The organism is Aurantimonas sp. HBX-1, assembly GCF_021391535.1.
Classification (GTDB): Bacteria; Pseudomonadota; Alphaproteobacteria; order Rhizobiales; family Rhizobiaceae; genus Aurantimonas.
Genome location: NZ_CP090066.1, coordinates 1,628,760 through 1,642,354 on the forward strand (window position 1 = coordinate 1,628,760; position 13,595 = coordinate 1,642,354).

Genomic DNA, 13,595 nt, shown 5'->3' on the forward strand with positions numbered 1-13,595 from the left:
AGGCCCATGCCGGCGTCGAAAGGCCGAAGCGTCAACCTCGGGCGAAGTCGGCCGGCACCAGCAGGCGACGCAGCACGCCGGCACCGGGAGTGACCTCGGCGAGGGGAGTGGAAAACTCCACGGTCGCCAGCCCGCAGGTGGGAAAGCCGTTCCGCAGCGTCGCGAGCGCCTCCTCGTCGCCGCTTCCGGCGAGCGAGATGGTGAATTCCTCGACCATCGGATTATGGCCGATCAGGAGCAGGGCGGTCGCGTCTCCCAGGCGGCGGGTCTCGGCGAAATAGGCATCGACGCCGAGCGCGTAGAGGGCGTCGGAGAAATGCTCGGGGGTGCCGGCCGCCAGCGCCGGGCGGACAAGATCCAGCGTTTCGGTAGCGCGGGTCGCGGTGGAACTCGACACCGCATCGACGCCCCAGTCCTCCTCCCGAAGGTGCCGCTCGAGGCGAATCGCGTCGGCGCGGCCCCGCTCGTCCAGCGCACGCTGGTGATCGCGCTCGCCGGGCAGGGCCCAGGACGAATGCGCGTGGCGCAGGATGAAAAGGCGGCTTTGCGGGACAGCGGACATAGACGTTCGAGTAAGCCGAATCCGCCGCCGCGGCAATCGCGGCGGACCTCCCGGGGACAATCCCCGCGCGAGGTGCAAGCGACGCACCAGCATCGGTCGATAAGGTCGCCGCTGGGCCGCGCGTCATCGGCCTGTCATGCCTGCCAGGCGATAAGCGCGCCGAAAGGCGAACGAATTCCGCGCTTTAGATTCTTGAATCACATTGAGGTTGAGGCAGATGAAGCAACTTGTTCGCTCGACAAAGCGTCGCTATAAGCCCGGGCTGCGGAACGGAGGTGCCCAATGAGCGAGACACTCAAGATGGATGCGACCCTGTCGGAAGACGGCCCGTTCATGAATGATCGCCAGAAGGAGTACTTTCGTCGGAAGCTGCTCGCCTGGAAGGCCGAGATCCTTCGCGAATCACGCGAGACGCTGGAAGCCCTGGCCAACGACAACAGCAGCCTGGCCGACGCCGCCGACCGGGCGTCCTCGGAAACCGACCGCTCGATCGAGCTCCGGGCCCGCGACCGCCAGCGCAAGCTGATCGCGAAGATCGACGCCGCGCTGGAGCGGATCGAGGAGGGCACCTACGGCTATTGCGAGGAGACCGGCGAGCCGATCAGCCTGAAGCGGCTGGACGCGCGGCCGATCGCCACGATGTCGCTCGAGGCGCAGGAGCGCCATGAGCGGCGCGAGAAGGTCTACCGCGACGAATAGGCCGAACTGGCCGCGAGAGACACGCTCCGGCGTGCTAACTCGCCCCGCCCGGAATACCGGCCGCGGCACGAGCCCGACCGAAGCTTTATTTCGCTGACCCGCCCGCTCGGCGCGCAGCGTGGCAGCCCGTAAGTCGAGCCGGCCACGCCGCCGCCTCGGGCCTGTCGCTCAGCCGCGGTCGCGCCGCTCGCTTTCCCCGAAGCTGAAATCGCCCAGCAGCCGTTCCATCTCTTCCTCGAGCGTCAGCTTGCGCGCCGGGTCGGGTGCCTTGTCGCCTCCGGCCGATGGCGGCGTGTCCAGAGACGGTTCCGGAGCGCGTGGCGAGGTCGTCTCCTGCACCGCCGGTGCCGGACGAGCGGATTCCGCTGCACCTGACCTCACGGCGGGATCCGGCGCCTGCTGGCGTTCGGGCTCCTCGACGCGGTCCGGGGAGGCCTGCGGCGCCTCCTCGCGCGACAGTTCCGAATCGAGTTCAGCCGACAGGAAGTCCTCGAGGCTCGGCTCGGGCGCCGGCGCGGCTGCTGGCGGTTGCTGCGGCGGGGCGGGCGGGGCGGGCGGGGCCGGCGCCGCGACGGGGGCCGCCACGACGGGCGGTTTCGGCGGGGCGGCGGGCGCCTGCGGCTCGGGGGCGGCGCCGCGGTTCTGGATGGCGGTGGCGAAACTGCGCACCGAAAGCGGCCGCCGTTCGGGCGCCGCCTCGGCCGGCCGGTCCGGCGTCGCAGCCGGGGCCGCGACGGCCGGGGCGCGCGGCAGCTCCTGCGCCGCCCGGTTCAGACGGTCGCGAAGTTCGGCTCGCTGCGGCGACATGTCAGGGGCCGGATGCGGCTCGGGCACCGTGAGCGACGGCTCGATCCGGCCGGCGCTGCGTGGCGGGGAAGAAGGCTGCGGCGGGTTCGACTCCTCGCGCGGGGCCGGGACAGGCAGGGTCGGGGTCGCCATCGACCGGGGCGGGGCAGGCGGGACCGGCGGCCGCGGCGGCAGCCGCACCGCCTCGGGCTCCGGCCGTCGCGCCTCGGGCAGCGGTGCGGGGTCCCGCTTCGGCGTCACCGGACGGGCCGAAGCGACGGCGGGAACCGGCGCCGGCGTGGCGACCGGACTGGGCGCCGCTGCGGCGCGTGGTTCAGGCGCCGCTGCCGCGCCATTCTGCACCGGATGCCGCAATTCCTGCCGGGCCGGAGCCGGCGTCGGCGCGACCGGTGCCGGGGCCTGGCGCTCCTCGCCGTGCGACGGGGCGTCCCAGCGGCGCGTCACCGCGGCGTCCTCCGGCTCCGGGTGCCGGTCGAGCTGCGACTCGGCGCGGGCCCGCGCGGCCGCCGGCACGCGCAGTATGTTGCCCTCCAGCAGGATATCCGTCTGGCCGCCGACGAGCACCAGGTGCTCCACCTCGTCGCGCCGCACCAGCACCAGCCGGCGCTTCTCGTCGATCCGCGCGACATCCATGACCGCCAGCCGCGGCGCCCGGGTCTTGAAACCGCCGCCGCCGAGGCCGCCGAAGGCCTTGCGGGCCAGCAGGATCACGACGATCGCCAGCAGGCACACCACGAGGGCCACGATCGCCACCCAGACGATCGGGGCGAGGCTCTCCCCGACGATATCGACAATCCATTGGGGCATGGGCTCTGGCTCCTGCAGGGCGGGAGGGACGACCGCGGCCGAAAAGCCGTGGCCGGGCCGGGTTGAACGAGGTGGCCCCGAACTCAAGCATAGGGCCAGCTTGGCTGTTCATAGTGCGTCATCGATCGCGCGCGAAGGTGGCCGCGGGTTTTTTCGCGATTGCAGGCCAAAGAAAAACCGTCCAAGCGACATCTCGCCTCGGTCCGGCTTTTGATTCAGTATCGCGCGCGCCTGACAGGGTGCATGCAGGGCGGGGGACCAGGATGAACGGAGTGCCGATGGGAACGGTCGAGAAGCCTTTGATCGACCGGGCCGCGGCGGCATCCGGCGTGCGCCGCCTGCTGGTGCTCGGGGGCGGGCTGATCCTGCTGGCGGCGCTCCTGGCGCTGTTCGGCCATGCCTACGGCGCCATCGCCCTGGTGATCATCTTCGGCGCCCTGGCGGTCGCCGGCATCGCCGCGATCTTCGCGACCGCGCTCGGTTTCGTGCAGTTCACCGGCCGAATCGCCGAGGGCGCGATCGCCAAGGACTTCCTGGACACGGCCCGCACCGGCACGCTGATCGTCGACCGCAAGGGCCGGATCATCTACGCCAACCGCGCCTATGGCGAGGCGACCGGGGCGACCACCGCCACCGCGGTAAAGACGCTGGAGCGGCTGCTGGCGCGCGAGCCGGAGGCGTCGGAGGCGATCTACGCGCTCGCCAACCTGGCGCGCGAGAACCGGGCCGGCCAGCGCGAGTTCCGGCTGCCGCGCAGCCTGTCGGGCGGCGACGCCGCCCCCGCCGCCCACTGGTACCGTGCTTCGGTGCGGCCGCTGGCGACGGCGAACGGCCTGCTGCAGGCCTGGCAGATCCTCGACATCACCGCGGACCGCAAGCACGAGGAAAGCTCGTTCCAGGACCTGCAGCACGCGATCGACTATCTCGACAAGGCGCCGGCGGGCTTCTTCGCGGCCGACGCCGACCACCGCATCGCCTATCTCAATGCGACGCTCGCCGGCTGGCTCGACGTCGACCTCAGCGAGTTCAAGCCGTTCAGCCGCTCGATCCTCGAATTCGTTCCCGAGGTGTCGCACGCGTTGCTGTCGCCGCAGCGGAGCGGCGCCGATTCCGACGTCCCGACGGTCATCGATCTCGACCTGGTGACCGAGCGTGGCCAGAGCCTGCCGGTCCGGCTGCTGCGTCGCAGCGCCGAGGGCGACGCGGCAGCGCCAGGAATCGTGCGCACGCTGGTGCTCAACCGTGGCGGCGACAACGAGGCGGCAGGCTCGCTTGAGGTCGCCGAGGCGCGGTTCACGCGGTTCTTCAATTCATCGCCGATGGCGATCGCCGCGCTCGACGAGCACGGGCGGGTGGTGCGGGCGAATGCGGTATTCGGCCAGATATTCGGCCAGCAGGCCGCCGCGGGCGGGGCGGAGATCGAGCGCAGCCTGCGCGAAAGCGGCCGCGAGGGCCTGCGCCAGGCGCTGGCGGCGGCGATGGGCGGTCGGGCGGGCATCCCGGCGATCGATGCCGAGATCGAGGGCGAGCCGCCGCGTTCCGTGCGGCTCTATATCAGCGCCGTGCCGAAGGCGGGCAGCGAGACCGAGGAAGCCGCGATCCTCTACGGCGTCGACATCACCGAGCAGCGCGTGCTCGAGGACCAGTACGCCAAGAGCCAGAAGATGCAGGCAATCGGCAATCTCGCGGGCGGCATCGCGCACGACTTCAACAACGTCCTGACCATCATCACCGCCTCGGTCGACTTCCTGCTGCTCAACCACCGGACCGGCGATCCCTCGTTCCAGGACCTTCTGCTGATCAAGCAGAGCGCCAACCGCGCCGCGTCGCTGGTCCGCCAGCTGCTCGCCTATTCGCGCCGCCAGACGATGCGGCCGAAGATGCTCAGCCTGACCGACGTGATCGCCGACATGCACCTGCTCCTGAAGCGGGTCAGCGGCGACAACACCAAGCTGGAACGCCACCACGAGCGCGATCTCTGGCCGGTGATGGCCGATATCGGCCAGTTCGAGCAGGTGATCACCAATCTCGTCCAGAACGCCCGCGACGCCATGCCGGGCGGCGGCAAGATCACCATCTCGACCCGCAACGTGCCGGCCGACGAGGCCCGCCGCTTCGGATATGGCGAATTGACCGAGGGCGACTACGTGCTGGTCGAGGTCGCCGACACCGGCACCGGCATGCCGGCCGATGTCGCCGAGCGGATATTCGAGCCGTTCTTCACCACCAAGGAGATCGGCAAGGGCACCGGGCTGGGCCTGTCGATGGTCTACGGGATCGTCAAGCAGTCCGGCGGCTTCATCTTCGTCGATTCGACCCAGGGCAAGGGCACGGTCTTCCGGATATTCCTGCCGCGGCACATTCCGGCGCAGGTGGCCGCCATCAAGAGCGACGCCGGGACCGCCGCCGCCAGCAACGCCAAGATGGACCTGTCGGGCACGGCGTCGATCCTGCTCGTCGAGGACGAGGATCACGTGCGCGCCGGCAATGTGCGGGCGCTGAAGATGCGCGGCTACGAGGTGCACGAGGCGGCCTCCGGCATCGAGGCGCTGGAGGTGATGGAGGAACTCGAGGGCCGCATCGACCTCGTCGTCTCCGACGTGGTGATGCCGGAGATGGACGGGCCGACGCTGCTGCGCGAGATGCGCCAGAAGCGGCCGGACCTGAAGTTCATCTTCGTCTCGGGCTATGCCGAGGACGCCTTCGCCAAGAACCTGCCCGAAGGCGAGAAGTTCGGCTTCCTCGCCAAGCCGTTCTCGCTGCGCGATCTCGCGGTCTCGGTGAAGACGATGCTCGACGAATAGAGGCGGTTGGCCTCGCGATCAGCCGTGCCCGCGCATCGCGACGGCGATGCGGGCGGCGAGGCGGGCATTGTTCTCCACCAGCGCGATGTTCGCGGTCAGCGACCGGCCGTCGCTGAGTTCGAACATGCGCTGCAGCAGGAACGGCGTAACCGCCTTGCCGGCGATGCCGCGGTCGGCGGCATCGGCGAGGGCCGCGTCGATCCATGCCTCCACCACCGTCTGTGGCAAGGCGTCGGCCTCGGGCACCGGGTTGGCGACCAGCATGCCGCCGCCGATGCCGAGCGTCTCGCGCGCTGCCTGGAACGCGGCGATCGCCTCCGGCGTGTCGAGCCGCAACGGCGCCGGGATGCCGGAGCCGCGCGACCAGAACGCCGGTAGCTCGTCGGCGCCGTCGCAGACCACCGGAACACCTTTGGTCTCAAGGACTTCGTAGGTTTTCTTCAGATCCAGAATCGCCTTGGCGCCGGCGCAGACGACTAGCACGGGCGTGCGCGCCAGCTCCTCGAGATCGGCCGAGATGTCGAAGCTCGTCTCGGCGCCGCGATGCACGCCGCCAATGCCGCCGGTCGCGAAGACGCCGATGCCGGCGAGCGCTGCGGCGATCATCGTCGCGGCGACGGTCGTCGCCCCGGTGCGCCCGGTCGCCACCGCGAAGGCGAGGTCGGCGCGCGACAGCTTCATGGCATCGCGCACCGAAGCGAGGCTTTCCAGTTCCGCGTCCTCGAGGCCGATGCGAAGGCGTCCGTCGAGCACCGCGACGGTGGCGGGAACGGCGCCTTCCTCGCGGATGATCGCCTCGACCCGGCGGGCCATGGCGAGGTTCTGCGGCCAGGGCATGCCGTGGGTGACGATGGTCGATTCGAGCGCCACGACGGGACGCCCGGCTTCCCTTGCGACGGCGACGTCCTTCGAGAGCGCGAATGGAGAGGCGGGTGCCATCAGAAGTTCCTTTCCTGCGAGCGGGGCGCCGGCATGGAGGCCACGCATTCGTCGATCCGCCGCGCCATGTCGGGCGGCGGAAACGTCTCGCCGGCAATGCGCAGCGACGAGGCGGCGATGCCGTTCCGCACGCAGTCGAGCCACGGACGGCCGGCCCACAGCCAGGCGAGCGCCACCGCCGCGAGTGTGTCGCCGGCGCCGGTGACGTCGCGCGGCACCACGGTCGGCGGCTGCTGGAACAACACCGCCTCGCCCTCGATGACCGCCACGTCACGCGGCCCGTCGGTGATCACCGCCCGGCGCACGCCGATCTCGGCAAGAAGCTCGGCAAGGAGCAGGGGGCTGGTGGCCGGCGTCGCCTCGACGAGACTTGCGGCCTCGGCGCGGGAGAGGAACACCGCGGTGAGCAGCGGCAGGATGGCGGCGAGCCGGCCGACCTTGGCCGGGGAAACCCCGATCGCGACGATCGGCCGCTTGCCGGCTGCCTTGGCGAGCGCCGCCAGCGAGCCGGCCGGCAGGTTCGCGTCGACCAGCAGCGCATCCGACCGGGCAAGCGCCCTGCGGACGTGGACGCGCGAGAAGATACGGGGCATCAGCCGGTCGTAGAGCGCCATGTCCGCGATGCCCGCCACCAACTCGCTGCGGTCGTCGAGGATCGCGGTGTAGGTCGGCGTACGTCGGTCCAGCCAGGTGACGCTGACATCCTCGAAGCCAAGTTCCGCCAGCGCGCGGGCGACCCGCTTGCCGTCGGCATCGCCGCCCCGTGCGCCCTGGAAGGCGACGTGGCAGCCGAGCCCGTGCAACGCCAGGGCGCCATTGAACGCCGCACCTCCCGGCACATCGACCAGATGGCCGGGATTGGACGCGCCGGCGACGAACGGCACGTCCGCCTTGGCGCGCCGATCGACATGGGCGGCGCCGGCGACGAAGACCAACGGGGGCGCGGCGGGCGAGGGGTTCACGGTTTCTTAAACGAAGGCCGGGGCAAGGCGCGATTCGGCCGCCCCGCCGTTTCCAGAACAAAGCAAGAATACCCGCTTGCCGGACCGGAACAAAAGCGGTACAAATTCCTCCAAGCCGTCATTGCACCCCGATCCAACGCGTGAAATAAGGTCCCGTCTCCATGGCACAGAACTCACTCCGTCTCGTCGAGGAAATTTCGTTGGACAAGACCAAGGCTCTCGACGCCGCGCTTTCGCAGATCGAGCGGGCGTTCGGCAAGGGCTCGATCATGCGGTTGGGCGAGAACGAGAAGATCGTCGAGATCGAGACGGTCTCCACGGGCTCTATCGGCCTCGATATCGCGCTCGGCGTCGGCGGCCTGCCCAAGGGCCGCATCGTCGAGATCTACGGTCCGGAAAGCTCGGGCAAGACCACGCTGGCGCTGCACACCATCGCGGAAGCCCAGAAGAAGGGCGGCATCTGCGCCTTCGTCGACGCCGAGCATGCGCTCGACCCGGTCTATGCCCGCAAGCTCGGTGTGGATCTGGAGAATCTCCTGATCTCGCAGCCCGATACCGGCGAGCAGGCGCTGGAGATCACCGACACGCTGGTCCGCTCGGGCGCCATCGACGTCCTGGTCATCGATTCGGTGGCGGCGCTGACGCCGCGGGCCGAGATCGAGGGCGAGATGGGCGATTCGCTGCCCGGCATGCAGGCGCGGCTGATGAGCCAGGCGCTGCGCAAGCTGACCGGCTCGATCTCGCGCTCGAAGTGCATGGTCATCTTCATCAACCAGATCCGCATGAAGATCGGCGTGATGTTCGGCTCGCCCGAGACCACGACCGGCGGCAACGCGCTGAAGTTCTACGCCTCGGTCCGCCTCGACATCCGGCGGATCGGCGCGATCAAGGATCGCGACGAGGTCACCGGCAACCAGACCAAGGTCAAGGTGGTCAAGAACAAGCTGGCGCCGCCGTTCAAGCAGGTCGAGTTCGACATTATGTACGGCGAGGGCGTCTCGAAGACCGGTGAGCTCATCGATCTGGGCGTCAAGTCCGGCATCGTCGAGAAGTCCGGCGCCTGGTTCTCCTACAACAGCCAGCGGCTCGGACAGGGGCGCGAGAACTCCAAGGCCTTCCTGCGCGACAATCCGGCGGTCGCCAACGAGATCGAGCTGTCGATCCGGCAGAATGCTGGCCTGATCGCCGAGCAGCTGCTCGTCGACACCGGCGACGCGGACGGCGCCGAAGCGGACGACTGAGGCGGCAATCCGGCCGGGAGATCATCCCCGACCGGATGCCTTTCGTTCGCCTGATAGACACTCCTTTGCCGCCTCTGTACAAAGCGCCCTTCGGTTGGCGCGGCCGGCGTCGCACGACGCTGCCCGCCGTTGTTCCCGCAGGTGCTTCGAAGGTCCTTCATGAGTGGCGTCAACGAGATACGGTCCGCGTTTCTGGACTATTTTGCGCGTGAAGGTCACGAGAAGGTGGCGTCCTCGCCGCTGGTGCCGCGCAACGACCCGACATTGATGTTCACCAATGCCGGCATGGTGCAGTTCAAGAACGTCTTCACCGGGCTCGAGAAGCGCGACTACCAGCGCGCCGTCACCTCGCAGAAATGCGTGCGGGCCGGCGGCAAGCACAACGATCTAGACAACGTCGGCTACACCGCCCGGCACCATACCTTCTTCGAGATGCTCGGGAATTTCTCTTTCGGGGATTATTTCAAGGAACGGGCGATCGAGCTCGCCTGGAACCTCATCACCCGCGAATATGCGATCCCGGCCGACCGGCTGCTGGTCACCGTCTATTCCGAGGACGAGGAGGCGGCGGTGCTCTGGCGCAAGATCGCCGGCCTTTCCGACGACCGCATCATCCGGATCGCGACCTCCGACAATTTCTGGTCGATGGGCGAGACCGGTCCCTGCGGACCCTGCTCGGAAATCTTCTACGATCACGGCGAGGGGATCCCTGGCGGGCCGCCCGGAAGCCCGGACGAGGACGGCGACCGGTTCATCGAGATCTGGAATCTCGTGTTCATGCAGTTCGAGCAGCTGAGCGCGTCGGAGCGGGTCGACCTGCCGCGGCCGTCGATCGACACCGGCATGGGGCTGGAGCGGATCGCCGCGGTGCTGCAGGGCGTCCACGACAATTACGACATCGACCTGTTCCGGGCGCTGATCGCCTCGGTGGAGGCGGCCGTCGGCTCGCGGGCCGAGGGCGACGCCGTCGCCAGCCACCGGGTGATCGCCGACCACATCCGCGCCACCGCATTCCTGATCGCCGACGGCGTGCTGCCCTCCAACGAGGGGCGCGGCTACGTGCTGCGCCGGATCATGCGGCGGGCAATGCGCCATGCCAAGCTGCTCGGTGCGCGCGAGCCGGTGCTCTACAAGGTGCTGCCGACGCTGGTCGCCGAGATGGGCCGGGCCTATCCGGAGCTCGTCCGGGCCGAGGCGCTGATCTCGGAGACGCTGCAACTGGAAGAGAAGCGCTTCCTGCAGACGCTCGACCGCGGCCTGTCGCTGCTAGCCGACGCCACCGAGGGCATGCACTCGGGGGAACGGCTGTCCGGGGACACCGCGTTCAAGCTCTACGACACCTACGGCTTCCCGCTCGACCTGACCCAGGACGCGCTGCGGCCGCGCGGTATCGCGGTCGATCTCGATGGCTTCAACACGGCGATGGAGCGCCAGAAGGCCGAGGCCCGGGCAAGCTGGGTCGGTTCCGGCGAATCGGCTTCCGACAATGTCTGGTTCCCGATCCGCGACCGCGTCGGCGCGACGGAGTTTCTCGGCTACGACACCGAGCGGGCGGAGGGCGTGCTCCTGGCGCTGGTCGCCGACGGCCGCGAGATCGAAACGGCCGAGGCCGGCACGGATGTTTCGGTGATCGTCAACCAGACGCCGTTCTACGGCGAATCCGGCGGGCAGCTCGGCGACAGCGGCACGATGCGGGGCGAGGGCATCGAGATCGCCATCGCTGACACGCAGAAGGTCGCCAACGGGCTGTTCGTGCATCGGGGCAAGGTGACCAAGGGGCGCGCGCGCGTCGGCATGGCCCTCGACCTCGAGGTGGATCACCGCCGCCGCACCGGCATCAGGGCCAACCATTCCGCCACGCATCTCCTGCACGAAGGCCTGCGCGAAGTGCTCGGAACGCACGTGGCGCAGAAGGGCTCGCTGGTCGCGCCGGATCGGCTGCGGTTCGATTTCTCGCATCCCAAGCCCATGAACGCCGATGAGATCGCCGAGGTCGAGCGGCTGGCGAACCGGATGATCCTGCAGAACGCTGCGGTCGAGACGCGGCTGATGGCCGTCGACGATGCGATCGCCTCCGGGGCGATGGCGCTGTTCGGCGAGAAATACGGCGACGAGGTCCGCGTCGTGTCGATGGGCACGGCGGAGGAGGGCGCCAAGGCCGGGAAGGCCTATTCGATCGAGCTTTGCGGCGGCACCCATGTGCGCGCCACCGGCGATATCGGGCTGGTTCACGTGGTCGGCGAGAGCGCCGTCGGGGCCGGTGTGCGCCGGCTGGAGGCACTGACCGGCGAAGCCGCGCGGGCCTATCTCAACGAGCAGGATGCGCGGGTGCGGCGCATGGCGGCGGCGCTCAAGGTGGCGCCGGCAGAGGCGGCCGAGCGGGTCGAGGCGCTGGTGGAAGAGCGCCGGCGGCTCGAGCGGGAACTCGCCGAGGCGAAGAAGCGCCTGGCCATGGCTGGTGAGCCGGGCACCGGCGAGGGGACGGCGGCGGCGAAGGACATCGGCGGGGTGCCGTTCCTCGGCCGCGTCCTCGACGGCGTCGCCGGCAAGGACCTGAAGGGCCTCGTCGACGAGGCAAAGGCACAGCTCGGCTCCGGCATCGTCGTCTTCGTCGGAACCGCCGACGGCAAGGCGTCGGTAGTGGTCGGCGTCACGCCCGACCTGACGGCGCGTTTCGATGCGGTAACGCTGGTGCGCGAGGCGAGCGCCGCCATCGGCGGCAAGGGCGGCGGCGGACGGCCCGACATGGCGCAGGCCGGTGGCTCCGAGACGGGCAACGCCGCCGCCGCCGTCGCGGCGGTCGAAGCGGCGCTGCAGCCGGCCGCGGCCTGATCCAAAACGCAAGACGCCGGCCCAAGAGGGCCGGCGCTTGGTCATCATGTAGCTATCGGGCAGCCTCGACTGCGAGGATCAGTCGTCGACCGGCAAGGTCGCGACGCCAGCTGCGTCGAGCGACAGCGTCATGCGCGCGCCGTCCATGGCGAAATTCTCGAGGCCAATGACCCGCTCCTCGTCGCCATAACCCTGGTCATCGAAATCGACGACGAACGCCGTGGGCGTGTTCGCGTCGGTGCCGACGACTTCCTCGATCTCGCCGATCTCCGTGCCTGCCGCGTCGTAAACGTCCATGTCGTCGAGATCGTCGACCGTCACGTTGAAGGGCGGGACCATCACGTTGTCGTCGACATCCACCAGCCCGGCGGTCTGGGCGAAGGCGGCGCCGGCAAAAAGTCCGGCCGAGAGCAGGGCGACGTGAAAGGTCTTGGTCCTAAGGGCGGTCATTCGATTCTCCTTGTTCGGCTAAAGGAAGGGTACGAGCGACGCGAAAGTTGCATGATTTCCTGCGTTCGCCGCGCCGGCGGACGCCGCGGCCGCCATCGCCGACCGGCAGCCGAACATGAAAACGCCCGGCACGTGGCCGGGCGCTTTTCGCTCGTTCGTCTTCGGCGATGAGGCTTATGCCATCGCCTTCTGGAGGTTCTCGTCGACCTTGTCGAGGAAGCCGGTGGTCGACAGCCACGGCTGGTCGGGGCCGATCAGCAGCGCCAGATCCTTGGTCATGTGGCCGTTCTCGACGGTGGAGATGCAGACGCGCTCGAGCGTGTCGGCGAAGGCCTTGAGCGGCGCATTGTCGTCCAGCTTGGCGCGATGGGCGAGGCCGCGCGTCCAGGCAAAGATCGAGGCGATCGAGTTGGTCGAGGTCTGCTCGCCGCGCTGGTGCTGGCGGTAGTGGCGGGTGACCGTGCCGTGCGCCGCCTCGGCTTCGACGGTGCGGCCGTCCGGCGTCATCAGCACCGAGGTCATCAGGCCGAGCGAGCCGAAGCCCTGCGCCACCGTGTCGGACTGCACGTCGCCGTCGTAGTTCTTGCAGGCCCAGACGTAGCCGCCCGACCATTTCAGGTTGGAGGCGACCATGTCGTCGATCAGCCGGTGCTCGTAGATGATCCGGGCTTCCTTGAACTTGTCCTCGAACTCGGCCTCGTAGACCTCCTGGAAGATGTCCTTGAAGCGCCCGTCATAGACCTTGAGGATGGTGTTCTTGGTCGACAGGTACACCGGATAGCCGCGCTGCAGGCCGTAGTTCAGCGAGGCCCGGGCGAAATCGCGGATCGAGTCGTCGAGATTGTACATGGCCATCGCGACGCCGGCGGCGGGCGCGTCGTAGACCTCATGCTCGATCGTCTCGCCGTCCTCGCCGACGAACTTGATGGTCAGCTTGCCCTTGCCGGGGAAGCGGAAGTCGGTGGCGCGGTACTGGTCGCCGAAGGCATGGCGGCCGACGATGACCGGCTTGGTCCAGCCGGGCACGAGGCGCGGGACATTCTTGCAGATGATCGGCTCGCGGAAGATGACGCCGCCGAGGATGTTGCGGATCGTGCCGTTGGGCGAACGCCACATCTTCTTCAGGCCGAATTCCTGGACGCGGTCCTCGTCCGGGGTGATCGTGGCGCATTTGACGCCGACGCCGTGCTTCTTGATGGCGTTGGCGGCGTCGATGGTCACCTGGTCGCCGGTCTCGTCGCGGTGCTCGACGCCGAGGTCGTAATACTCAAGATCGATGTCCAGATACGGGTGGATCAGCTTGTCCTTGATGAACTGCCAGATGATGCGGGTCATCTCGTCGCCGTCCAGCTCCACGACCGGATTGTCGACCTTGATCTTTGCCATCGGTGTCTTCCTCAGAAACAAATATGCGGCCATGTGGCCGCTTGACAGCCGGGCGCTGCGTGCCTCCCGACGCTTGCTGCGCCCTATAACATTGGTATCGGTGCAG

At 68.8% G+C, this 13,595-nt stretch carries 10 protein-coding genes; 4 read left to right on the plus strand and 6 right to left on the minus strand.

Annotated features, from left to right (window positions below):
• Window positions 1–31: 31 nt before the first annotated feature.
• Complete coding sequence (locus tag LXB15_RS07725) at window positions 32–562, minus strand: histidine phosphatase family protein (RefSeq protein WP_233952167.1); 531 nt, start codon at window positions 560–562, stop codon at window positions 32–34.
• 282 nt (window positions 563–844) lie between these two features.
• Here LXB15_RS07725 and dksA point away from each other — a divergent pair, with 282 nt between their 5' ends.
• Window positions 845–1,261: an RNA polymerase-binding protein DksA gene (dksA, locus tag LXB15_RS07730; protein ID WP_233952169.1), complete on the plus strand. Its 417-nt coding sequence runs from the start codon at window positions 845–847 to the stop codon at window positions 1,259–1,261.
• 168 nt (window positions 1,262–1,429) lie between these two features.
• On the opposite strand, the gene LXB15_RS07735 is transcribed toward dksA, so the two are convergent.
• Entirely contained in the window at window positions 1,430–2,875 is a 1,446-nt protein-coding gene (locus LXB15_RS07735) for a flagellar biosynthetic protein FliO (protein ID WP_233952171.1), read from the minus strand.
• Window positions 2,876–3,138: 263 nt separating this feature from the next.
• Between LXB15_RS07735 and cckA the strand changes: the two genes are divergently transcribed.
• Entirely contained in the window at window positions 3,139–5,679 is a 2,541-nt protein-coding gene (gene cckA / locus LXB15_RS07740; RefSeq protein WP_233952173.1) for a cell cycle histidine kinase CckA, read from the plus strand.
• A gap of 18 nt (window positions 5,680–5,697) precedes the next feature.
• On the opposite strand, the gene LXB15_RS07745 is transcribed toward cckA, so the two are convergent.
• On the minus strand, window positions 5,698–6,618 hold the full coding sequence (locus LXB15_RS07745; RefSeq protein ID WP_233952175.1) for a pseudouridine-5'-phosphate glycosidase: 921 nt from the start codon (window positions 6,616–6,618) through the stop codon (window positions 5,698–5,700).
• Complete coding sequence (locus tag LXB15_RS07750; RefSeq protein WP_233952176.1) at window positions 6,618–7,580, minus strand: PfkB family carbohydrate kinase; 963 nt, start codon at window positions 7,578–7,580, stop codon at window positions 6,618–6,620. Before LXB15_RS07750 ends, LXB15_RS07745 begins: the two co-directional genes overlap by 1 nt.
• Before the next feature lie 161 nt (window positions 7,581–7,741).
• Here LXB15_RS07750 and recA point away from each other — a divergent pair, with 161 nt between their 5' ends.
• Together recA and alaS are read left to right on the plus strand one after the other, a co-directional pair.
• Window positions 7,742–8,821, plus strand: a complete 1,080-nt coding sequence (gene recA, locus LXB15_RS07755; protein ID WP_233952178.1) for a recombinase RecA — start codon at window positions 7,742–7,744, stop codon at window positions 8,819–8,821.
• Window positions 8,822–8,980: 159 nt separating this feature from the next.
• Window positions 8,981–11,653 carry an alanine--tRNA ligase gene (alaS, locus tag LXB15_RS07760; protein WP_233952179.1) on the plus strand — a complete coding sequence of 891 codons (2,673 nt, stop codon included), beginning with the start codon at window positions 8,981–8,983 and terminating at the stop codon, window positions 11,651–11,653.
• Between the two features lie 78 nt (window positions 11,654–11,731).
• Here alaS and LXB15_RS07765 read toward each other — a convergent pair whose 3' ends face one another.
• Both LXB15_RS07765 and LXB15_RS07770 read right to left on the minus strand, forming a co-directional pair.
• Window positions 11,732–12,103: a PRC-barrel domain-containing protein gene (locus tag LXB15_RS07765; RefSeq protein WP_233952182.1), complete on the minus strand. Its 372-nt coding sequence runs from the start codon at window positions 12,101–12,103 to the stop codon at window positions 11,732–11,734.
• Between the two features lie 174 nt (window positions 12,104–12,277).
• Window positions 12,278–13,489, minus strand: coding sequence for an NADP-dependent isocitrate dehydrogenase (locus LXB15_RS07770; RefSeq protein ID WP_233952185.1), 1,212 nt, complete (start codon window positions 13,487–13,489; stop codon window positions 12,278–12,280).
• Window positions 13,490–13,595 lie beyond the last annotated feature (106 nt).